Source organism: Alteromonas sp. AWJ4_199 (assembly GCF_056159165.1).
Genome location: NZ_JBSWUR010000003.1, coordinates 217,080 through 238,928, shown reverse-complemented (window position 1 = coordinate 238,928; position 21,849 = coordinate 217,080). Strand labels below are relative to the sequence as shown.

Annotated in this window: 22 protein-coding genes; 10 read left to right on the top strand and 12 right to left on the bottom strand. The window is 42.3% G+C overall.

The features are described from left to right. The first annotated feature begins 59 nt into the window (after positions 1–59). From ACXAER_RS18160 to ACXAER_RS18130, 7 genes are read left to right on the top strand one after another with little or no spacing between them, the layout of a single operon-like run. On the top strand, positions 60–1,133 hold the full coding sequence (locus tag ACXAER_RS18160) for a hypothetical protein (protein ID WP_474831591.1): 1,074 nt from the start codon (positions 60–62) through the stop codon (positions 1,131–1,133). 11 nt (positions 1,134–1,144) lie between these two features. Beyond that, positions 1,145–2,272, top strand: a complete 1,128-nt coding sequence (gmd, locus tag ACXAER_RS18155; RefSeq protein WP_474831589.1) for a GDP-mannose 4,6-dehydratase — start codon at positions 1,145–1,147, stop codon at positions 2,270–2,272. Then, positions 2,265–3,386 (top strand): DegT/DnrJ/EryC1/StrS family aminotransferase, encoded by a 1,122-nt coding sequence (locus tag ACXAER_RS18150; protein ID WP_474831587.1) that lies wholly within the window; start codon positions 2,265–2,267, stop codon positions 3,384–3,386. Before gmd ends, ACXAER_RS18150 begins: the two co-directional genes overlap by 8 nt. A gap of 2 nt (positions 3,387–3,388) precedes the next feature. Further along, positions 3,389–4,438 carry an N-acetylneuraminate synthase family protein gene (locus ACXAER_RS18145; RefSeq protein ID WP_474831585.1) on the top strand — a complete coding sequence of 350 codons (1,050 nt, stop codon included), beginning with the start codon at positions 3,389–3,391 and terminating at the stop codon, positions 4,436–4,438. Beyond that, positions 4,428–5,057 (top strand): NeuD/PglB/VioB family sugar acetyltransferase, encoded by a 630-nt coding sequence (locus ACXAER_RS18140; protein ID WP_474831582.1) that lies wholly within the window; start codon positions 4,428–4,430, stop codon positions 5,055–5,057. Before ACXAER_RS18145 ends, ACXAER_RS18140 begins: the two co-directional genes overlap by 11 nt. Beyond that, positions 5,054–5,908 carry a sugar phosphate isomerase/epimerase family protein gene (locus ACXAER_RS18135; protein ID WP_474831580.1) on the top strand — a complete coding sequence of 285 codons (855 nt, stop codon included), beginning with the start codon at positions 5,054–5,056 and terminating at the stop codon, positions 5,906–5,908. Before ACXAER_RS18140 ends, ACXAER_RS18135 begins: the two co-directional genes overlap by 4 nt. A gap of 18 nt (positions 5,909–5,926) precedes the next feature. Further along, positions 5,927–6,625: an acylneuraminate cytidylyltransferase family protein gene (locus ACXAER_RS18130; RefSeq protein ID WP_474831578.1), complete on the top strand. Its 699-nt coding sequence runs from the start codon at positions 5,927–5,929 to the stop codon at positions 6,623–6,625. Between the two features lie 13 nt (positions 6,626–6,638). Here the strand turns inward: ACXAER_RS18130 and ACXAER_RS18125 are convergent, their stop codons facing one another. Next, a complete protein-coding gene (locus tag ACXAER_RS18125; RefSeq protein ID WP_474831575.1) occupies positions 6,639–7,919 on the bottom strand; it encodes a class I SAM-dependent methyltransferase in 1,281 nt (426 codons plus the stop codon). Positions 7,920–8,074: 155 nt separating this feature from the next. Here ACXAER_RS18125 and ACXAER_RS18120 point away from each other — a divergent pair, with 155 nt between their 5' ends. Beyond that, positions 8,075–8,953 carry a GSCFA domain-containing protein gene (locus ACXAER_RS18120; RefSeq protein WP_474831573.1) on the top strand — a complete coding sequence of 293 codons (879 nt, stop codon included), beginning with the start codon at positions 8,075–8,077 and terminating at the stop codon, positions 8,951–8,953. A 42-nt stretch (positions 8,954–8,995) separates the two neighbouring features. Here the strand turns inward: ACXAER_RS18120 and ACXAER_RS18115 are convergent, their stop codons facing one another. From ACXAER_RS18115 to ACXAER_RS18065, 11 genes are all read right to left on the bottom strand, one after another. Further along, the gene (locus ACXAER_RS18115) at positions 8,996–10,516 is read right to left on the bottom strand and encodes a CDP-glycerol glycerophosphotransferase family protein (RefSeq protein ID WP_474831570.1); all 1,521 of its coding nucleotides are present in this window, start codon (positions 10,514–10,516) and stop codon (positions 8,996–8,998) included. 40 nt (positions 10,517–10,556) lie between these two features. Continuing rightward, the gene (locus ACXAER_RS18110; protein WP_474831567.1) at positions 10,557–11,303 is read right to left on the bottom strand and encodes an SDR family NAD(P)-dependent oxidoreductase; all 747 of its coding nucleotides are present in this window, start codon (positions 11,301–11,303) and stop codon (positions 10,557–10,559) included. Positions 11,304–11,332: 29 nt separating this feature from the next. Beyond that, positions 11,333–12,673 (bottom strand): AMP-binding protein, encoded by a 1,341-nt coding sequence (locus ACXAER_RS18105; protein ID WP_474831563.1) that lies wholly within the window; start codon positions 12,671–12,673, stop codon positions 11,333–11,335. Positions 12,674–12,687: 14 nt separating this feature from the next. Next, positions 12,688–12,939 carry an acyl carrier protein gene (locus tag ACXAER_RS18100; RefSeq protein ID WP_071950987.1) on the bottom strand — a complete coding sequence of 84 codons (252 nt, stop codon included), beginning with the start codon at positions 12,937–12,939 and terminating at the stop codon, positions 12,688–12,690. A 33-nt stretch (positions 12,940–12,972) separates the two neighbouring features. Beyond that, positions 12,973–13,560 carry a UDP-4-amino-4,6-dideoxy-N-acetyl-beta-L-altrosamine N-acetyltransferase gene (gene pseH, locus ACXAER_RS18095; protein ID WP_474831559.1) on the bottom strand — a complete coding sequence of 196 codons (588 nt, stop codon included), beginning with the start codon at positions 13,558–13,560 and terminating at the stop codon, positions 12,973–12,975. Between the two features lie 2 nt (positions 13,561–13,562). Next, complete coding sequence (pseI, locus tag ACXAER_RS18090) at positions 13,563–14,612, bottom strand: pseudaminic acid synthase (RefSeq protein ID WP_474831556.1); 1,050 nt, start codon at positions 14,610–14,612, stop codon at positions 13,563–13,565. Then, positions 14,599–15,660, bottom strand: coding sequence for a UDP-2,4-diacetamido-2,4,6-trideoxy-beta-L-altropyranose hydrolase (gene pseG / locus ACXAER_RS18085; protein ID WP_474831554.1), 1,062 nt, complete (start codon positions 15,658–15,660; stop codon positions 14,599–14,601). The genes pseI and pseG overlap by 14 nt, the downstream gene beginning before the upstream one ends. Before the next feature lies 1 nt (position 15,661). Next, a complete protein-coding gene (gene pseF / locus ACXAER_RS18080; protein ID WP_474831550.1) occupies positions 15,662–16,363 on the bottom strand; it encodes a pseudaminic acid cytidylyltransferase in 702 nt (233 codons plus the stop codon). A 52-nt stretch (positions 16,364–16,415) separates the two neighbouring features. Then, a complete protein-coding gene (gene pseC, locus ACXAER_RS18075; protein ID WP_474831548.1) occupies positions 16,416–17,594 on the bottom strand; it encodes a UDP-4-amino-4,6-dideoxy-N-acetyl-beta-L-altrosamine transaminase in 1,179 nt (392 codons plus the stop codon). After that, complete coding sequence (gene pseB / locus ACXAER_RS18070; RefSeq protein ID WP_474831545.1) at positions 17,591–18,592, bottom strand: UDP-N-acetylglucosamine 4,6-dehydratase (inverting); 1,002 nt, start codon at positions 18,590–18,592, stop codon at positions 17,591–17,593. Before pseB ends, pseC begins: the two co-directional genes overlap by 4 nt. Positions 18,593–18,722: 130 nt before the next feature. Next, positions 18,723–19,178 carry an adenylyltransferase/cytidyltransferase family protein gene (locus tag ACXAER_RS18065; RefSeq protein WP_474831543.1) on the bottom strand — a complete coding sequence of 152 codons (456 nt, stop codon included), beginning with the start codon at positions 19,176–19,178 and terminating at the stop codon, positions 18,723–18,725. 174 nt (positions 19,179–19,352) lie between these two features. Between ACXAER_RS18065 and ACXAER_RS18060 the strand changes: the two genes are divergently transcribed. Together ACXAER_RS18060 and ACXAER_RS18055 are read left to right on the top strand one after the other, a co-directional pair. Continuing rightward, positions 19,353–20,147, top strand: coding sequence for a flagellin (locus tag ACXAER_RS18060; protein WP_474831541.1), 795 nt, complete (start codon positions 19,353–19,355; stop codon positions 20,145–20,147). A 163-nt stretch (positions 20,148–20,310) separates the two neighbouring features. After that, on the top strand, positions 20,311–21,774 hold the full coding sequence (locus ACXAER_RS18055) for a sigma-54 dependent transcriptional regulator (RefSeq protein ID WP_474808219.1): 1,464 nt from the start codon (positions 20,311–20,313) through the stop codon (positions 21,772–21,774). Positions 21,775–21,849: the final 75 nt, after the last annotated feature.

Genomic DNA, 21,849 nt, shown 5'->3' with positions numbered 1-21,849 from the left:
CTGTATAGCAACTAATATTACTGCGATCACTTACACTAGATCTAATTAAAAAAACAATTATGCGACAGAATAAATCGATCCTTATACTGGTTTCGTCACCATTTCAATATTGGTGTGCGCAGGAATATCTCGTTCAATTTGGTTTAGTTAATGAATCGATAACAGTTGTAAATGCCGCCACTTTTTGTGCAAATTCAATGGAACAAATTGAGAAACTGCATGGAAATCTGAATAACATTGTAGAGCACACGTTGACTATTCCTAAACAAGGTGAATTAAAGAGTCGCATATTGCCCTATGCTGACTTAGCCTGTTTACTTTCAAAAAATCTATTTGATATCATTCTCTTAGGTGACCTTAGACAGATTTGGATGCAAGATATTGCGTGTAGCCTTAAGTGTAAACAAGTTGTTTTACTCGATGATGGGGCTGCTACCAATGTTTTCGTCGAGAAATTAATGGCGCCTGCTAGATTTTTATTGCCTATATCTATGCACGAACAAAGTTCGGCTAGAAAAGAGCAAGCTTCGTCTATAAAGCAGGAGTTAGGACTAAAAATACAGAAAAAGCGCTTCGTTCTGTATTCTGTCTTTTCTTTTTCTCAGCATAAGGACGCCCAGCTGAATCGTTTGTCTTCATTGAAAACAATCTTTCAAAACAACACGGCAGAACGCAAAGTAGAAAACCACTTTATCGGTTCTCCAGTATCCGAAAAGAAAATAGTTGACGAGAAAGATTACGAGGAAATCCTTCGAGATGCAGCAATGTTAGCTGATCCGACTAAGTCGTTAATCTATTTTGCGCACCGGGCAGAAAATATAGCTGTAAAAAGATCATTGTTAGAAAGCCTTGGTTTTAGCATAGAAGTGCATGATGAACCCTACGAGTTAGTGTGCGCTAAACAAAATAGAATACCTATGCAAATCATCGGTATGCACTCAACTAGCTTATTCAATATGAAGATATTGTTTGACGCAGAGATAGATGCGATTTGCTATAAAATCAAAGAAACCAAATTGCAAAATTTGGACAACATTAATTGGGGAAGTGATAAATTCTCCTTAAAAGATCATATAGAGTCTATTTACAATCGACTTGATGAGTTCAATATTGCAGTACGCTACCCAAGTTAAGTGAGGATAACATGGCAAGAAAAGTAGCATTTATAACTGGGGTGACGGGGCAAGACGGAGCTTATTTATCTCGCTTGCTTTTAGACAAGGGCTACGAAGTTCATGGGGTCCGGCGCAGAGCGTCGTTACCTAATTTAGACAGGGTCCACGATTTAGTCGACCCTCCTCAGCAAGTTAAAAACAATTTTTATCTGCACTATGGCGATATGAGTGACTCACTATCTTTAGTCAGGTTACTTAATGAAGTGCGTCCAACCGAAATTTATAATCTTGCTGCTCAAAGCCACGTCCATGTATCTTTCAACACGCCAGAGAATACTGCTGATGTTAATGCAATGGGGACACTTCGCTTACTTGATGCTATTAGAACTTTGAAATTGGAATCATCAGTTAGGTTTTATCAAGCTTCAACTAGTGAACTATACGGTAAAATTCAGGCACCTCGCCAGAGTGAAAGTACCCCTTTTTACCCCCGTTCTCCTTACGCAACAGCAAAACTTTATGCGTATTGGTCAGTGATTAATTATCGAGAATCTTATGGAATGTATGCCTGCAACGGTATTTTGTTTAATCATGAATCAAAATATCGAGGTAAAACGTTTGTCACGAGAAAAATCACATCGACGATAGCTCGAATTGCCTTTGCCCTTCAAGACTGTTTGTTTCTTGGAAATATTGATGCACAAAGAGATTGGGGGCATGCAAAGGATTACGTTGAAGCGCAATGGTTAATGTTGCAGCAAGAAGTACCCGAAGATTTTGTTATTGCGTCAGGCAGAAAAACATCTGTCAGAGAATTCGTGGAAATGAGCTTTAATCTGCTGGGAGTAACCCTAAGGTGGCAGGGGAAAGGGGTCGATGAAGTTGGTATTGTAGAAAGTATTAACTTGGAAAAACTTGGTGAAAGAACACAAGGTTTCTCGTCGTCACTGAAAACTGGTGATGTGGTTGTTCGAATAGACCCTTATTATTTTCGTCCAAACGAAGTAGATGTGCTCTGGGGCGATGCGAGCAAAGCAAAAGATAAGCTTGGATGGGAACCGTCTATTAGCCTAAAAGAAATGGTTGAAGAAATGGTATTGAATGACCTCACACTAGCCAGGGATGAGGCAATTTTGAATAAGTACAGAAATGACTAAGTCAACATTTATTCCGGTATCTCAGCCCTTCGTCGATGACAAAGCGAAAGCGCTTGTCTTAGATTGCCTAGATACAGGTTGGATTTCGTCTCAAGGAGAGTACGTTGGGCGCTTTGAGCACGAGTTTGCTAGCTACGTCGGGGCTAAATTCGCGATAAGTGTAACAAGCGGCACGGCAGCGCTCCACCTTGCGTTGATGGCCCTAAATATTGGTCCGGGTGATGAAGTTATTGTGCCCGATTTGACGTTCGCAGCGACCGCCAATGCTGTTTTACTTTGCGGCGCGAAGCCAATTTTGTGCTGTGTAAATCAGGCGACGTGGACGATAGATATTGATGATTGCAAAACCCTCATCAGCCCAAACACTAAGGCGATCATTCCTGTTCATTTGTATGGTAACCCAGCGGATATGACCGCCTTACTTTCGTTGGCGAGAACCCACAATATCGAAGTGATAGAAGATTGTGCAGAATCATTGGGAGCAAGCTTACATCAAAAGTGTACAGGAACAATTGGAACGATAGGCTGCTATAGCTTTTTTGCCAATAAGCTGCTCTCTACAGGTGAGGGAGGTATGCTAACAACAAACAACCCAGAGTTAGCCAGCAAAATACGCGTTTTGCGTGATCATGGAATGTCTCCAGAAAGGCGTTACTGGCATGACTTTGCTGGCCTTAATTATCGAATGACTAATATTCAAGCTGCCATAGGCGTGGCGCAACTTGCTTTATTAGACGAATTCACCGCTTCAAGAACGAAGCAAGAAAGTATCTACAAAGAAATGTTGTCACATGTGCCTGCAATTACATTTAAGAAAGTAATTGATGATGCGACTCCGGTAAACTGGCTTATGTCGATACGAGTTACCTCCGTTGATAAAAAGCAAAACGCTACTGCGCTGCATAAGTGGTTACACGACAATTTTGTTGACTCTAGGCCCTTCTTTTTTCCTCTTCATCAACAACCACCATACCGTGATGAGAGAGAGGCGTTGGAATCAACGAGCGCTCTGTCACAGTCAGGTTTGTCTTTGCCTACTTTTATTGGACTGAAAGATGACCAAATTACGCATATCTGCAAGCTAATTACTCAGTTTATGAATATCAGAGGTTAATCATGCCGAGTTTCTCTAAAGAAATAAAAATTGCTAATCATGTTATTGGCGCCCAAAAACCTGTGTATGTAATTGCTGAGGCAGGGGTCAATCACAATGGCGATATTCGACTTGCTTATCAGTTGATAGATATAGCGATCAAATCAGGTGCAGATGCAGTAAAGTTCCAACTGTTTAATACTGAGTCACTTATCAAAACTAATGTGAAAAAAGCGACTTATCAAATTGAGACTGACAGCGAGAGCCAAAGCCAATATGAGATGTTAAAAGCACTGGAGATTTCGCCGAGTGACTGTGAAAATCTAGCTAAATATGCAGCGGAGCACGGAATAGATTTTATTGTTACGCCTTTTGATGAACCCAGCCTCACTTTCTTACTAACTTTACCGATTGCTGCATTAAAAATATCCTCAACAGACCTTACTAATCTAGCATTTATAGAGCGAGCCTCGCACGCAAATATCCCACTCATTCTTTCCACTGGAATGAGTGAGCAGTCTGAAGTAGACGAAGCGATAGAAGTACTTAAAGGCAATTGTAAAGATCTGGTCTTATTGCAATGTACGTCAAGTTATCCTGCGCCGCTATCTCAACTAAACCTCAGGGTAATGAAAAAATATGCGGAAGATTACCAAGTGGTTGTTGGATATTCTGATCATACAAGCGGTATTGGTGCTTCTCCCTATGCAGTTGCAGCAGGCGCCTCAATTATTGAAAAACATTTTACTATAGATAAATCATTGCCTGGGCCTGATCATCAAGCATCTTTATCACCTTCAGAGCTTTCTTTGTTTATTGATGAAATACGTAAAGTTGAAACTATGATGGGCAGAGAAATTAAGCGTGTAGAGTTATGTGAAAAAGAAAATAGGCTTGCGCTTCAAAAATGCTTAGTGGCCGCGACATATATTTCTGCAGGTGAAGCGTTAACCTCAGAAAACATGATAGCGAGAAGGACTGGTGGAAAAGGCGTTCCTGCTAACTTTCTTAGTGAGTTAGTGGGAGAACTTGCTACGCTAGATTACGCGCCGGGTGACATCATTGAGCACTGAGAATCGAGTTATAAAAGTCAATGTAGTTGGAGCGGGGGGGCACTCTCGTTCCCTGCTAGCACTTTTGTCGGCGTGTAATATTTCTGTAGAAAGAGTGGTTGACCGAAGGGTGGTACCGGGAGAGCAAATACTCGGTATCCCAGTGAGTGACATTAACAGTGAAGATCTCAACCTCTCCGAACATAGCAGTGTAGTCGCCATCGGAGACAACACAGCAAGACGCAAAGTTCTATTAGAGATTGGTGAGGGAATATACCCTTTACCATTACTACATCCGTCTGCTTTGATAGAACCCTCTTCAAAAATTGGCAGATACAGCCAAGTTTTTGCAGGTTCCTATGTCGGCCCGTTAGCTCAAGTAGGCGAGAATGTCATTTTAAACACTTACTCTATAGTTGAGCACGAAGCTAAGGTGGGTAATGACTCTCATATAGCGGTCGGAGCAAAAATATTGGGGCGGGCACGGGTGGGGAAAGGCTGCTTTATTGGTGCCGGAGCAGTGATAAAAGATAATGTTTCAGTCTGTGACGATGTAACTGTCGGTGCTAATAGCTTTGTAAACAAATCGATTCATGAACCAGGTATCTATGTTGGCACGCCAGTGAAGAGGTTAAAATGAATAGTAATATTTTTGTTTCAAGCAGTTGCGTAAATAACCGAAAAATTTCTGAAAGCGTCGAGGAGTTAGCGAAAGCAGGTTTTTCGCATATTGAGTTATCTGGAGGAACCAATCTTTACCCTAATTGGAAAGATGAGCTAATTCAGCTGAAGGGGCAATATAGACTTACTTATAGATGTCACAATTATTTCCCCCCCCCAGAGAACCACTTTGTTTTAAATTTGTCTGCAAGCGATGACGAAGTTAGAGAGCGTTCTATCTCCCATGTTTTAGAGGCAATATCATTGTCACAGGAGTTGGGAGCAAAGGAATATGGAATTCATGCAGGTTTTCGCTTCCAGCCGGATTACAAAAAGCTAGGGCAGCAGTTCGATGCTGTTGATTTGCAGGAAGAAAATGAAGCAATAGAAAGGTTTGCCGTTGCATGGAAAGAGCTTAAGCTTGTTGCCGAGGTAAAAGGGGTAAAGCTCTATGTGGAAAATAACGTATTTTCTAGTGCCAATAAAAGGGCATTTGGCAATATAAACCCGTTTCTAGCAACAGACGCCCATTCAATAGCTAAGTTAAATGATGCCTGCGAGATTAACCTATTACTGGATATTGCTCATCTAAAAGTGAGTTGTGAAAGCTTATCTAAGTCGTTTGAAGATGAGTTAAAACATCTCATGCCAAAAACTGACTACCTTCACTTTAGTGACAACAATGGACTAGCTGATACTAATCAAGGTTTCACTAATTCATCAGAAATCTACCACTTACTGAAAAAGTATGATTACTCGGAAAAAACTATCACGCTTGAAGTCTATGATGATAAGTTAAAACAAACCTTTGATGCAGTTAAGACATTCTAATCGTCCAGGAGTCGATAGGTGATAGCGAAAAAACGCGTTTTAGCAATAGTACCGGCTCGTTCTGGTTCTAAAGGGCTTAAAAATAAAAATATTCTCGTTTTTAACGGCAAGCCTCTATTAGCATGGACTATCGAAGCTGCACGGAAAGTAGATGAGATTGATGAAGTGCTTTTGTCTACTGACAGTGAGCAATACGCTAAAATAGGTAAACGTTATGGGGCGTCAGTTCCGTTCCTTAGAAGCCCTGAACTGTCAAATGATAACGCTTCACTGATGTCAGTAGTTGAAAGTACAGTAGATGAACTGAAAAAAAGAGGGGAAAGCTACGATATTGTTGTTGTATTACAGCCTACTTCTCCATTGAGAACGACCTCGCATATCTCTGAAGCGCTAAAGACGTTTTTATCTTTAGATTATTCTCCTAAATCAATGGCATCGGTTTATCAAGTGGAGTCGAAATACCGTTGGCTGCTTCACAAAGATGAAAGGGGATGTCTACGTTTCCTCGATGATAAACTCAACCGAGGCGTTGGTTTTGCTAGACAAGAAAATGCAGATGTTTTCATGCCCAATGGTGCGATTTTTATTTATGAAAGTCAGCACCTAGGTAGCCAGTATCAACAAACTACATTACCGTACCTTATGTCTAATGAGAGCTCTATAGATGTTGACACTCAAGACGATTTCGACAAAGCACTCTCGCTCAGTGTTAAGTAATGCAAAGCTAACACTACTTATAAAGAGAGAGGATTTCAGTACCTCGCTTTTCTAAGTACTCTAATCGTCTAGCAATCGATTCTTGAAAGCTGTCGGAACTAATTATAATGACGTCTGGTTGCACGCGGTCTAGTGTTGTGACCTTTATCCCTTCTATGGTTTTGTCTTGAAAAGATGAGTCAGGGGTTAATACGCAATCAATGAATGCTTTGATGTTTTCATTTAAGCTACTTAGAAGCGTTGATGTATGTTGCCCTGTACCATAAAGCGCGATAACTTCAGTGCTTTTTCGGCTAATATATTCTTCTAAAGTTAATATCAGCTTTGACCATTTTTCTAATTTTTTATGATGTAACGTCTTAGCTAAAGAGTCTCGTTCACGTTCTAAATGAGTTAGAAAAGTATTAATAGACCCATATTCGTTTGCGACACTTTTTGTAGCATGATCACTTTGCTTAAAAACGGCCCTGATTGACTCATCGCCACTTATCAAAGAAAAGCCAGCGCGTTTTAGTGTGTTCTTCAATGTTGCAAGATTAAAGTGATAGTTGTGTGCATTTTGAAGATATTTTAAAAAATCGCAGTCGTAAGACTCTTTCAGATTAAAAAGACCAGGCACCTCGATATAAAGTAAACCATCATCTTTAAGAAGCGTTTTTATGCTAGCAAGCTCGCTTTCTATGCTAGAAAAATGTTCTAGCACGTGACTCAAGATAACTACGTCGAAGTGTTTCGGCCGTTCTTCTTTTAACGTATGAGATGAAATGCAAGCTAGCTCAAGGCCTAAGGACCTGCCAAACTCAAGGTATCGCTCCCCTAGATCAATCCCCAATACAGAATCACCGTTACGAAGGAAAGGGTAGAGGATACCGCCAGCTCCACATCCTATTTCTAAAACGTGTTGATGCTTTTTCTCTCTGTAAGGTTCAAGAAACGAAAAAATTCTATTGCCTCTCCTATGCTGTTTATTGAAGAATCGTTCATCAGCTACTTCTTTGCCAACGTATAACTCTCGATAAAGTGAGGCATAAAATATTTCGGAGCTTTCAGGGTCTAGCCGTTCTTTAGAGTAAACTTGTCCGCACTTTTTACAAATTACTGTGTTAAGCGGTATCCCGTATCTATCTTTCTGAGCAAGTGTGTAGGAATCATCTTCACCACACAAGCACTGTACGGCTTCGTATCGTAAGCTGTTGTTTGCTAGCTTCTGACGAAATGTATTAAGCGCTTCAGTCTGGGCCTTATTTAAGGGCATTAACGAAATATCATCATTTCTAAATCGCTTTGACAGCATTGCTAATTCTCTCCTTAGACAGGTTTATATAGTAGCGGCAACACTTAGATTTACTTAACTAAAATCGTTATTAAAAGTACGATACGCTAAAAATCTAAAGCGAGTGGCATTGTGGCCGATACTTAAGAAAGCGCTTTGGAACAGTGGAGATTTTCATGAAAAAGATGAGCGTACTTGAAAAACATGGCTTTGCCGGGCTCAATCGATGGCCGGGGAATGAGCAGCTTGCTAGTGCCGACGCAGTAGCTGATTACTTTATGCACGGCTACTCGCCCAGCGCACCTATCATATCCAAAGAAACGAATATTACGGCATTCGGGTCTTGCTTCGCAGGTAACGTATCTCGCTTTTTACTTAAGAAAGGATACAAAGTGAATGCCCACAGTTGGGATCACAATCTTTCAGACGTAATTAGAATTGATGAGATAATGGTTCACACTCCAGCATTGTTAGCCCAATTTGAATGGGCCTTCAGCGACAAGCCTCTTGGCTCAGTTTTTATAGGGAGTGCGGAAGAGAAAGCTCAGACTTATCACAGCATGGATGCATGTAAGTCGATCATCAAAAATACAGACTTCTTTATTATCACATTGGGTCTCACCGAAGCATGGTATGACAAAGAGAATGAGCAATATCTGTGGAAGTTCGTGCCCAATAGAAAACTTGATCCTGAGCGTTTTGAAAGCCGTTTTGTTTCTTTTAGTGAAAATTTAAATAACCTTGAAAAAATTTACACGCTTATAAAACACAATAAACCTGATTCCAAAATTCTGTTTACGCTTTCACCCATACCTCTTCTAGGGTCATATCACGGAAAATCTGTTGTTTGTGCTAATACTGCTTCAAAGGCGACTTTGCGCGCGGTAATTCATGAATTTATATCCAGCAAAAACGATGAGAATCTGTTTTACTTCCCTTCATATGAGCTTGTGAATAATTATGTAGATTCGCCTTGGAAAGATGATTACAGACATATAACGCCCGAGTCTGTTGAGACAATAATGTCAATCTTCGGGCAGTACTATTTAGAGTAAATTCGCACTACCAACGCGTTGTTTGGTTTTTACATCAAAAGTTTAGTCTTGACGTAAACGGGCGACTATCAAGCGAGATGATGGACGATTGTTCAATTGAAATTTATCTAGCAGTTCTGGTTGCCTTTTATTCACAGCGAAATTCACTATCGGAGCATCGAGTTCAGACTTAACTGATAAGCAGTTGAGCATTTCCTCAATACTAGAAACCACGTCACCGGCAATAAAGTCGTCGTCGCTGACCAATGTCTCACCTCGCAGTTTCAAATACTCTTCTTTATCGTATTGAAAGTAGATGATCGGTTTATTGGCAAGTAAGAAATCATACGCGATTGAAGAATAATCAGTAACAAGGACCGATGCCTCTGCAAGCCAAGGGTAGACATTTTTACCGCTCGGATAGAGGTAAATAGCCGGGTGATTAGGAAGTCGTTGTAATCTATCACTTTCTTCAAGACCCATGGCTTCGCCAAACAAACGTGAGATAAAAGGATGAAACTTAAGAACGAACGCCCGTTTATTTTCACAGCACCAGGCATTGAGTGTATCTAAATCAAGAGGGTACTCATTATTACCCCAGTCTCGGTATGTTGGAGCATAAACAATAAAGTCGCCTGATTCTTGCTTTACTTTCTCAATAAGCTCAAAAGGCTCTGCATTGATCCAGTCACGTTCAGAAGGACTTTGAAAAAATGCATCATTTCTTGGGTAGCCCAACGCAAGGTAAGTATTCGCTCTGAAAATCTTCGGGAAAATTTCTTGGTTGAACCACGCCGAACTCGAAATAAAAATGTCGTCGCAAATATCTGGATAGTGTTTGTTGCCACTTAAAGCTTTATAGGGCAAGCCATGCCACAACTGAACGACTGGAATAAACTTGCGCAATATTGTGAATGTGTTTCCAGTATACTCATGGTCGACAATGATTCGCTTGGCACAACAGATCTTCCACAATACTTTGAAAGATAATTTTTCAAACTTTGTTTCGTCATTATCCAGTTCAGAAATATGTTGTTTTAAGTTTAGGCCTAGCAAAAAAGGTTCTTTATGGTGTTGTTGCTTATGCTCACGATACGCAAGCAGTACATTGGTATCGAAGAACCCTTCAGCGTAGTAGAGATAAGAGCGCTTCGGTGCAGCCATTCGCACTGTTTTTAAGACAAGTGCACACATAGTTAACCAAAATCGGCTTATACAATAACTTACTGGGGCACGATAGCGAGAAAAAGATAGCTTGGTCTGCTCTGTTTCAAATGGCAATACGTTGTTTTCTGACTTAGGAAAAATATCCATTTCATTGCATAACCACAAAGACTTTCGTGGGAAATGTCGCTTTACCAAACCAGCCGCAACGTCGTCAGTATAAGTACCTTTGTGCAACACAACTTGTGCGGCGGCAGGGAAATGAGCAATATCGTTAACGATATCATCACCCTGTTTGAGGTTATCTACAAAGCCATTTACACAATAGCCTGCGCTTTTAAGGCGTTTAGCTAACTTTCTGCCAGCGGGGTTGGCAGGTGCAATATAAAGCGGGGTGTTTTTGTTAATACCGGTGCGCATGTTGTTCCCGTTAGGCTTCGTGCTCTAATCAATGAAAGTATTAAGCGGTTGAACCGGCGTCAACCGTCATAATTGTGCCGGTCATAGATTTGGCTGTTTCGCTCATTAAATAAAGCACGGCAGAGGCCGCGTCGGCAGGCGAAGCTAATCTGCCTAAAGGACTGCGACGTTTCACGCTTTCCAATTTGTCACCTTGCAGTGAGGACGTCATTTCAGTTTGCATATAGCCTGGTGCAACACAGTTTACCGTTATGCCCGCTTTACCCACTTCACGAGAAAGCGAGCGGGTAAACCCTTCTAATGCGGCTTTACTCGCTGCATACACGCTTAAGCCGTTAAATCCTGTACTGGCTATAATCGAAGATATGTTAATAATGCGACCGGTGCGATTTAGCATCATGCTACGGGATAGATACTTACTTAACAAAATAGGAGCTTGTACATTGATATCGAGTAATGTGCTGATCTCACTGTTGTGCATGGTGGCCAACACACCGTCCAACCCGACTGCAGCGTTGTTCACCAATCCGTAAGGGCGGCCGTATAATTCTGTGATTGATTTACACAGTGCGTGGATGCCATCAAGATCTGCCAAGTCATATGGGATGTGAGCAATTGACTGTTTATGATCCTCACAAAGGCGCGATAAATTTTCACTCAGGCTGCGTGAAATAGCCACGACAAAGTAGTTTTCTTGAAGTAACTGCGTGCATATGGCAAGCCCGAGCCCACGACTCGCTCCGGTAACAACAACAGTATTCTTTTGGCTTTTCAAAGACGAGTTCAACGGAGTTATTCCTTGCAGTACTGATTAGTTCATTGTCTAACTAGCTTACCAGTATCGGATAGGGCTAGTTCATCGACGACATTGATTTTCGTGGGCATATCATTTCTGCCCAAGTGCGCTTTACAATGGAGCAATAAAGCGAGCTGTATGTCTTTGTGCTTAACGCTCTCAGGAGTCGCTTTCAACACTATATCGGCCACGACAATACTACCTAAAATCTTATTTTCTTTACCATATACTTTAGCTTGTGCGACGAGAGGCGAGGTTAATAGCACGTTTTCCACCGTCTCAGGAAAAACTTTGTGACCACCTACATTAATGGCGCCATTCACACGCCCTTTGAAGTAAACCCGTTCGTCTTCGACAAATACAACATCTTGCGTATTGATATACCCCATTTCGTCTATTTCTATGGTGTTCACTGTCGTATTGAGTCGGATATTGTCACAAATAGGTTTCACCCATAATAGATTGTTTTTTATCCTTAATCGGGTTTTGTTTACACCGTCTTTTACCCATGAAAGGGGAAAACCCGCTTTTTTGTCACTAACAGCAAAGCCCACACCGGCTTCAGTAGACGCATAAATATGAAAAATTTTGGCTGAGGGATAATGAGATGAAAGGGCATTGAGCAATTGCTGATCCGCTATTTCTCCCCCAAGCGTAATGCGAGATAGTGAAAGCGCTTCTAAACTTTGTGTCATTAAGAGTTGTCGCCACCAAGACGGTGTGGCTGATATTGCGTCAACTTTGCTCTCAACCATTAACGCTACTTTCTCATCTAACGTGCCCAAGGTGCAGTCAACTAGACAGTCGCCGTTTAACAGACTTTGAAGTAGAACCTGAAGGCCTGCAAACTTATTAGGTTTATAGGTTAGTCCCCAACAATGAGATGTTGTTTCGCTAAGCCTAATTGAGGCACATAGGCTTTCAGTATTATGCGCTATCTTTTTTGGAGTTCCTGTGGTGCCTGACGTGTAAAGCAACCATGTGGAGTGAGCCGGAATTTTCCTTTCCTTAGCGGAAATGGGCGAAAAGCAAAACCTATCCGATGAGATAGAAAACTGCTCTATGAACCCCTCAAGCGCGAGTAATATGATGATGAAGTCTGATATTGAGGAATAAGGAAGCTCCCGCTCTTGAGTAGCGTCATCGGCTGCGCGCAGTTGTCCAATTGTTATATCGGACAAAACCAAGTTTTGAATATTCTGGTCTGCGCCAAGAGTACTGTGTAATGAACTAAAAGCTTTTATTTCTTCTCGAAGGGCCTCAGCACTTGATACGAGTGAAGAGAACGAGATTTTTTCGCCACTAGATGTGATGATTGCGGTGCCAGTAAATGCCTTGATTTGTTCGATTAAGGGTATCACGGAAATGTATATTTCTACTTCAATGCGTTGCTGTAAACAGTAACAAATTCGCCCAACGTTCTTGGATAGACGGCTAACTCCATCTCGCTAAAGGGATCTACGCCTAATTCCTCTTCAAGTTGCGCAACCAGCATAGCAAAGCCCAAAGAATCTAAACCACTTTGCAATAAAACGGTGTCGTCTGAAATATTCTCAATCAGGGTGCAATCTGCTATCAGTGCAACTTGTTCCATACTCGTTAATATGGTCTGTTTTAATTCAGACATGTTCGTTTTTTCTCTTAAATTGTTGTGGAAGGATTATAAATCAAATTGAATAAAGTTCGCTGCCGCACTAACTTGTTTAGGCAACCGACTCAATATTTTGGTTTTATTGCGTTTCCATTGTTCCCGTTTGTATTCAAAACGCTTCACCGAATGTCTCTCTTCATTTTGCGTGAAAGTACGCCCATCCTCTAAGGCCGTGTATTGAAAAAGAGTGTGAAGTTTGATGACGCTTTTATTGAACGATAGAACTTCTGCGTAGAGTGCCGCCGCATCTTTCAATTCAAGTGCATATTGTAGGGCGGCGATTTCTAATAGAAGTCCAGAACCGGGCCATACATCATCTTCACCCATGTAACACCCCCATTCAAGCGTGTAAGGTGTAGATTGATGTTCTGAGAAATTTAACACACCAATAGGTCTATCATTTTGATAGAAGACGAAAAAACAGCGGCTTTCGTCATTTTTTAACGCGTCAAACCACGCTTCATGCTGTGACCAAGTAATTTCATCTTGGTTGTGCATGTTATGGCGTATGTGTGGCTGATTGCGCCATTGCAATACTAACTCTAGCTCATTTGAAGTCAGTGGTGAGAAGCGGCTAATGGGTGAACGAGGAGCCATAATTACACCAAGTCCCAAGACATAGGTGTGCCTTTGTTCACCGCCTTTGTAACTGGCTTACCCAGAAGCGTAGACATGTGCTTCACTGCCAAACCAAGGCCAGGGCGAATGGCCCGTAAATTTGATTCGGTTAACACGTCTCCTGCAACTAAGTCTTCGCAAATGTAAAGTGAACGTCGATGAGTGCGCGAGTTTAACTCAGAGGGCGTGCAACCGTAATTTACCTTGCCAACCGCGGTAGCAGCGCGCTTAGTTTCGTCAACCAGCGCTGTAAACTCAGCCGGTTCAAGCGAAAATGCTGCATCGACTCCTCCGGCTTTTCGGTCAATAACGAAATGCTTTTCTATAACTGTAGCGCCTAATGCCGTTGCTGCTACGGCAACGCCAATGCCTGTCGTATGGTCTGATAGTCCAACCTGACAGTTAAACATTTGCTTCATGTGCTCAATGGTTGCAAGGTTTGCATTAACTGGGTCGGCGGGATACTGACTTGTACACTTTAGTAATATATATTCTGAGCATCCATTGTTCTCTAGTACTTCCACAGTCTCGGCAATCTCAACAAGACTTGCCATCCCGGTAGAAACGATGACAGGCCTACCTGTTTTAGCAACTTTGGCAAGTAGGCTATGGTCAGTGTTCTCAAAGGATGCAATCTTATAACATGGGACGTCTAAGGATTCTAAGAAGTCAACCGCTGTTGAGTCGAAAGGCGTACTGAAAGCAGTCATGCCACGGGCCTTAGCTCGCTCGAAAATAGTGCGGTGCCATTCCCATGGGGTATATGCTTTTTTGTAAAGCTCATATAAAGAACTACCGTGCCAAAGGCTGTTTTCATCATCAATAAAAAACTCACCTTTTGCTACATCGATAGTCATCGTATCTGCAGTGTATGTTTGCAGTTTTAAAGCATGAACGCCCGCGTCAGCGGCAGCATCCACCATCTGAAGTGCAAGATTCAGGTCGTGATTATGGTTGCCAGAAAGTTCGGCAATAATAAAAGGGGGGAGCCCTTCTCCCACATTGAAACGGTCAATTTTAATGTTTTTCAATGCTTAACCCCCGTTGACTATCTCTATTTCTCATTAACGATATCATTTCTTTGCTTATCAAAGACGCTCCGCCACCCAGTGGTACAATTTTGTTTAAATCTGTTTGAGCATCAAGCTCTTTAGCAGTGGTTGAAAAGTGATTTCTTAGCGAAGTAGCTATATCGTCACTTGAAACAGAGCTTGCATGACCTAAATAATCACAGCCACCTAATGAGGCTAAATACTCGGTTGCCTCGCGTTGGTTATCTGCAATGGTAATAATGACGCCGGGCAAGTCACAGGCACAGCGCTCCCAATGCATACTGCCACCGGCGCTAATCATCAAACTAGCTCTACACATTAATTCAGCCATGTTGTCGCTATTAATGTGAATTGTTACCCCATCAATTAATCGAACTTGTTCGATCACTGCTTGTTTATATATGTTACCTGCACCTATCACCACATCGGCGGTTAAACTTAATTCTTTAACTTTTGCTAGCGCCTGTAAAGCAGTAGAGGTCGTATTCGTTGGGTCGCTACCCCCGAAACAAATAAGTACATGCTTGGGTTTTCTTATGATGTTCTTTTGACGTGCCTGATAAAACTCTTCCCTTAAAAGCGCATATTTTGGCCCAATTAGCTGTGAACAACCCTTCGGTACCAGCGAGGTATAACGCTGTTCGGAATGTTCCGACAAGTTTACATCAATAAGTAAGTGGCAGTTGTGTCTCCTGTTAGCAAGGTCGTCAATCACGACAACGATAGCGCCATCATCAACCAATTCACTTTCAAATTTAGCGTCGAGTTTATAGTGATCGACAACCCAAATTTCTGCATTGATGTGACCAACGTCGCTCTCTACTTTAGGGACGTACGTAATACTAATGCCAGCAGCCTCAAAAGTGGCTTCAAGCATGTTAGCGCCTTGTGTACTAACAGCGATGACGTCCAGCTGAATATTGTCGACCTTGAAGGCATGTCTAAGCGCTTTTGCCAAAGTAATGCAACGCATTGCGTGGCCGGCACCTATTATCGGTGATGCGTCTACGCGTATAGCCAAGCGCACACTAATATTCTCCCATTTCTTTAAGTACTTTGAACATAACTTCGGCGCGTTTCCAGTCTTGTTCCGTGTCTATGTCCTGCACCAAATGACTGGGTAACTTTATCATGCGCGAACTCTCTGAAAAAACACGAGCAGTAGGGTTCATCCAAGTCTTATTCTGTGCAATGTACAGTTGGCCTGCATCGTGAAATGTGTCGATTAAATCTTGCGAACGTTTACCAATGTTTTCTTTTGAGAAAGCTGTCACTTCACCGTGCGGACCCTCTAGCAGCGCTCGCTGAATAGGAAACGAAAATTGATTAGCGGTGAATACAAAGCCAGCATTTTCTTTTTGAAGCTTTTCAACCGCCTTATCAATTATCTGACTTGTTAGAAAGGGAGCAGTGGCATAAACACAAGCACAAATGTCAATCGAAAGACCTTGGTCAATTAACTGTTTTAAAGTTTGTCTTATTACCGGTGTGGTGCCTGTTTTGTCATCTGCAAGAGATGCTTCTCTCAAAAACGGCACTTCCGCACCATATGTTTGTGCTATTTCAGCTATTTCACGATCATCGGTAGATACAAAAACGCGATCAATATGTCGGCTTTCTTTCACCGCTTCTATCGAATAAGCAATAACTGGTTTACCACAAAATGATCTAATGTTTTTTCGAGGAATGCGCTTACTTCCGCCCCTCGCGGGTATGATGGCTATATTCATAACACTCATGGCTGTCGTGTAAGTGGGTAACGCATTCGCGTGTTGACTTACATTAAGCTTTTAACCTTTTTAAAGAATTGACCGACGATATAAAGGTATCGGCAATAAAATCTATTTGTGAAGTCGTTAGCTTGGGAAAGATGGGAAGAGTTATCGCTTGGCTGTAATAGCGCTCAGCATTAGGGAAGTCTCCCACCTTAAAACCTAAGTCGGTATAGTAGGGTTGAGTATGAATGGGAATGTAGTGAAGGTGCGCAAATATGCCTTTTTCTCTGAGTGTTTCAACAAGCTTACTTTGCTGTTGTTGAGTTAGCTCTGGTATGCGAACGACGTACAAGTGAAAGCTGCTGTAAGCTGCTTCATTGACAACTAATGGGGAGATGTCCTCATTCTCTGCAAACCTCTCGCTGTACCGCGCTGCTACAGAATTCCGATTAGCAATAAAGTCGTCTAATTTAGTTAATTGGCTTGTGCCAAGTGCGGCTTCAATATCGTTCATTCTGTAGTTAAAGCCCAATCCAACCTGTTCATAGTACCAAGGGCCGTGAGCCTTACTTCGCATTACACTTGGGTCGTTTGATACGCCATGACTCCTCAATAGACGCATCTTGTCTGCTAAATCCTGTTGATTTGTCATTGCCATTCCACCTTCCATAGTGGTTATAATTTTCACGGGGTGAAAACTAAATACACATATATCAGAGTATTTGCAGCTGCCGACGGTGCTACCAGCATACTTTGCACCCACGGCATGAGAAGCATCCTCAATGACCTTGAACTGGTACTGTTCAGCAAGGTTAGCAATTTTTGCCATATCGCACGGTTGGCCTGCGAAGTGCACAGGAATAATGACCTTGGGTAGACAGTTCTTTTTTTCCGCTTCTACTAATTTATCGGTCAATGCATCAATACACATATTTCCCGTATTGATGTTTATATCGACAAAATCTACAGACGCACCACAGTAGAGAGCGCAATTAGCGGAGGCAACGAAAGAGTTTGGTGATGTCCAAACTCTATCGCCTGTACCGACATCTAGCGCTAAACACGCAATATGTAGCGCCGATGTTGCGCTGTTCACAGCGATGCCGAATTGGGCATCACAGTAAGATGCCAACGAGCTTTCGAATGCCGGAACGCGCGGTCCCTGAGTAAGCCAATCTGATGTGAGTGTTTTAACAACAGCGTCAACATCCGCATCGTCTATGTCCTGACGACCATAGGGGATCACTTTTTCGCTTCCTCATTAAAATCCGCAATTTCATCTATAGAAAGAAAGTGAGGGTTAGTATCTGAAACATACTCAAATGCTTCATCTACTGGCTTACCTTTCTCTTCTAACGCATTGCTTGTGAAATTATTGCTGCGATGGAAGAATTTAATAGCAGGAGCAATAACAAAGTGATCGTCGAACTCAAAGGTGTGAAACGCCATGTCGCCAGGACACATCATTTCGTGCAGTTTTTCACCAGGCCTAACGCCAACAATTTTTATTGGTAAGTCAGGCGCCATAGCTTTAGCTAAATCAGTAATTCGTATAGAGGGTATTTTGGGAACAAAAATCTCCCCTCCTAGCATGCGCTCGAAATTTTTAAGTACAAAGTCTACGCCCTGCTGTAGCGTTATCCAAAACCTTGTCATGTCTTGGTGCGTAACAGGGATATGGTCAGTACCTTCTTGAATCAATTTATTAAAAAACGGAACCACTGAGCCGCGAGAGCCCACCACATTACCGTATCTAACAACTGAAAAACGCGGTTTTCTAGCCCCTACCATATTGTTAGCTGCTACAAACAGTTTGTCAGACGCTAGTTTTGTTGCACCGTATAGGTTAACTGGGTTAGCGGCTTTGTCAGTGCTAAGTGCAATCACTTTACTTACACCGTTATCGATAGCAGCATTAATGACATTTTCCGCTCCATCAATGTTGGTTCTAATACACTCTGTGGGGTTGTACTCAGCAGCGGGAACCTGCTTCATTGCTGCAGCGTGGATAACATAGTCAACCCCCTGCATCGCACGGGTTAGCCTGTCTTGATCCCTAACATCACCAATGAAATATCGCATGCAAGGAGCATTAAATATTTGTTGCATTTCGAATTGCTTTAATTCGTCGCGAGAGTAGATAATCAAACGCTTTGGCTTATAGCGTGATAATAGTGTTTCAGTATATTTGTGACCAAATGAACCTGTTCCACCTGTTATCAATATTGACTTACCGTCGAACATATTTTGCCCGCTATTTTTATGATTTAAATTTAAATATACCATGTGTCGGCAGTATTGCCATAAACCATTAGGCCATAACGATTATTTCGTCAAATACTGTTAGAAAAGGGCGCATCGCCCGTCTGCGGAATTACAGCCGCTGTACCAACGCATTTAAATGCTCAGTTAGACTTTGCAATTGGCGAATTTTCTCATTTTGAATTTCGCTGATAACGGTTTTGAGCTCAGTAGTAGAGACATCTTGTGTGCGTGGTAGGTACACTACTTTAACGATATCTTGCAGATCATCGAACTTTCCAATCCAGTCATCACCCATCGCGAATATGTCAGCGCCTTCTCGCTTAAGGTCTTCTCGCTTTTGTTCCCAACAATTTTCTTGAAAGACGCTGTCGACATAACGGCAGGAGAGCAAAATTTCCTTTCTATCTTCATAAGGTATGACAACGTTTTTACCTTTCACTGTATTGAATTCATCAGAGGACAAGCCAACCACTAGCCTATCGCCTAAGCTGTGTAATCGCTTTAAAAGCCTTACATGCCCTATATGGAATAAGTCGAAGGTGCCGTACGTCACCACAGTAGTCATAGCATTAATCTCTGAAAATAAACAAACTGTACACTCACTATTTATCGGCAAGTCAAACTATTCCATGAGTGTATAGATTTGTTAGTAAAAGTATCGACTATTATACCAATGGTTGGCTACATATTGCTCAGATTTCTGCTAAGCTTAAAGTGTTACAGACTTTAGGAAAGCATCATGCAAGTTAATAGTTCAACGTCCTCACTTCTCAGTCAAGTACAAGAGAAGCAAGAATCCTTAATGGAGAAGCTTGCCAGCGGTAAGAAAATTAACAATGCATCTGACGGCGCAGCAGCCCAACAAATTATCGATAGGCTGACTTCCGAAGTTGAGGGAAACCGTCAATCATTAAACAATGTATATGATGGTATTTCACTCGCACAAGTAGCTGAAGGTGGTTTAGGTAGTATCAATGACGATGTAAACCGCATTCGTGAGCTTACCTTACAGTCTGGTAGTGGTGTTTTGAGCAGTGGCGATCGCCGTGCTATCCAATCTGAAATAACCCAGCTACAAGAAAATATCTCGTTTACCATAGAGCAGACGAATTTTGCTGGAAAGCCATTATTGTCTGAAAATGGTTCACTTGAATTCCAATCAGGTTCAAGTGCTGGTCAGTCCATCAGCGTCAACACACAAGATGTTGCTGCTCAATTAAACGATGTGCTGTCTATCGATATTACGTCAGGCACTGGTATTGAAGATGCGCTAGGGGCAGCAGACGCGGCTATAGAAACTCTCGGCAGTGCGCGGGGCGATTTAGGCGCTACACAAAATCGCTTTGAAAGTGCTGCGCGTTCACTCACTCAAGCTAACGTAAATACTGCGGAAGCGAGAAGTCGTATTCAAGATTTAGATTTTGCGCAAGCCGCTTCGCAACAAGCATCAAATGACGTAATAGGTCAGGCTGCACTTACCGTTCAAGCGCAAGCGAACCAACAACAAAGCCAAGTTTTATCGTTATTAAGCTAGACTAAATAGTGTAGCTTAGGCTAAATTTAATCGAAAGAAGCAGGGTAACCTGCTTTTTTTATTGATATATTTCCCAAAACAGCGGTTGCGCTCCGATCTTTTGTCGTTACAATTTAGAAATGCGCTAAACTGTAAATAATAACAAAGCGTTCTCGGGGAATTGATGAAGAACATTTTGCTGATTAGTGATAATCAGGAACTTATTCAAAACTTGGAAACTATCGTTACCTTCATGGGAGAGTCGTGCCAGTCACGAGGCTTCAGTGAATGCGAGCGATACCTCCATGAAAGTGGTGCAGACGCCGTGCTTATCGAGTACCGCTCGCCCACTGCCGTAAGTAATCTGGTAGAAAAGTTTCCACACATACCGTTTGTCGCTTTAGTTGAAAGTAATACACAGGCGTCTGCAAGCTGTAATCTGGTTAGTGTTATTGCAACACCGTTAACGTACCCTGTTTTAACGCAGGCTATACATCGTTGCCAAGAATACTCTCGACGTAAACCAGGCTTATCTCGAGCGGCAGGTACAAAAACGCGGTTATTTAGAAGCCTAATTGGTAAAAGTGAGCAAATCCAAATTGTGCGGCGCTTAGTTGAGCAAGTCGCGCCTACCGATGCCACCGTGTTGATTTTAGGTGAGTCTGGTACGGGTAAAGAAGTGGTTGCGCGCAATGTTCACTTCTTATCTGAACGTAAAGACGGTCCATTCATTCCGGTAAATTGCGGCGCTATTCCCGGCGAGCTTTTAGAGAGCGAATTGTTTGGTCACGAGAAAGGCGCTTTCACAGGCGCTATCAGTGCACGTAAAGGCCGCTTTGAGTTAGCTGAGGGCGGCACATTATTCCTCGACGAAATCGGTGATATGCCGCTTCAAATGCAGGTTAAGTTATTACGTGTGTTGCAAGAACGTATGTTTGAACGCGTAGGTGGGAATAAGCCCCTTCAATGCAACGTGCGCATAATTGCGGCAACGCATCGCAACTTGGAAACTATGATCAGCGAAGACAAGTTTCGAGAAGACTTGTACTACCGACTCAACGTTTTCCCAATCGACAGCCCTGCGCTTCGACAAAGAAAAGACGATATTCCCTTATTACTTCAGGAATTGAATAGCCGAATTCAAGGGGATGGCGTTGAAAGCGTGCGCTTTACCGAGCAGGCTATAGCCTCGTTAATGGAGCATGAGTGGGCGGGGAACGTTCGCGAACTCTCAAATTTAGTTGAGCGATTAACAATCCTTTATCCTGGGCAGATTGTTGATATTGCTGATTTACCGGAAAAGTATCAATACGGTGATGTTCAGGCTTACGAGCCAGACTACCCCGAAGAAATGCTTGAGCGTGAAGCCTTTAATGAACTATTTGCTGAGGCCGCAGCGCAAGAGCCAGAAGAAGACGTTAGCGAGCAGAGTCACGACGGCCTAAACGGTATGGTGTCGTCCTCGTTACCTGCAGAAGGTGTTAACCTTAAAGAGTACCTTTCTGAGCTCGAAGTGAATCTCATAAAACAAGCCCTGGAAAACCAAGATTGGGTAGTAGCACGTGCCGCCGACAAGCTTGGAATGCGCAGAACCACGCTCGTTGAAAAAATGCGAAAATACGATATTCAGCGTACTGAAGAAGCGTAATGTCAGCTAATTGACGTTACGCTTTTCCTTAAAAATATCATCTATCCTACTGATAAATAAGTCAATATCAAGTTG

Coding starts and splice junctions, on each gene's coding strand:
- ACXAER_RS18160 (WP_474831591.1), top strand. CDS start 60: ATGCGACAGAATAAATCGATCCTTATACTGGTTTCGTCACCATTTCAA.
- gmd (WP_474831589.1), top strand. CDS start 1,145: ATGGCAAGAAAAGTAGCATTTATAACTGGGGTGACGGGGCAAGACGGA.
- ACXAER_RS18150 (WP_474831587.1), top strand. CDS start 2,265: ATGACTAAGTCAACATTTATTCCGGTATCTCAGCCCTTCGTCGATGAC.
- ACXAER_RS18145 (WP_474831585.1), top strand. CDS start 3,389: ATGCCGAGTTTCTCTAAAGAAATAAAAATTGCTAATCATGTTATTGGC.
- ACXAER_RS18135 (WP_474831580.1), top strand. CDS start 5,054: ATGAATAGTAATATTTTTGTTTCAAGCAGTTGCGTAAATAACCGAAAA.
- ACXAER_RS18125 (WP_474831575.1), bottom strand. CDS start 7,919: ATGCTGTCAAAGCGATTTAGAAATGATGATATTTCGTTAATGCCCTTA.
- ACXAER_RS18120 (WP_474831573.1), top strand. CDS start 8,075: ATGAAAAAGATGAGCGTACTTGAAAAACATGGCTTTGCCGGGCTCAAT.
- ACXAER_RS18115 (WP_474831570.1), bottom strand. CDS start 10,516: ATGCGCACCGGTATTAACAAAAACACCCCGCTTTATATTGCACCTGCC.
- ACXAER_RS18100 (WP_071950987.1), bottom strand. CDS start 12,939: ATGTCTGAATTAAAACAGACCATATTAACGAGTATGGAACAAGTTGCA.
- pseH (WP_474831559.1), bottom strand. CDS start 13,560: ATGGCTCCTCGTTCACCCATTAGCCGCTTCTCACCACTGACTTCAAAT.
- pseF (WP_474831550.1), bottom strand. CDS start 16,363: ATGAATATAGCCATCATACCCGCGAGGGGCGGAAGTAAGCGCATTCCT.
- pseB (WP_474831545.1), bottom strand. CDS start 18,592: ATGTTCGACGGTAAGTCAATATTGATAACAGGTGGAACAGGTTCATTT.
- ACXAER_RS18065 (WP_474831543.1), bottom strand. CDS start 19,178: ATGACTACTGTGGTGACGTACGGCACCTTCGACTTATTCCATATAGGG.
- ACXAER_RS18060 (WP_474831541.1), top strand. CDS start 19,353: ATGCAAGTTAATAGTTCAACGTCCTCACTTCTCAGTCAAGTACAAGAG.
- ACXAER_RS18055 (WP_474808219.1), top strand. CDS start 20,311: ATGAAGAACATTTTGCTGATTAGTGATAATCAGGAACTTATTCAAAAC.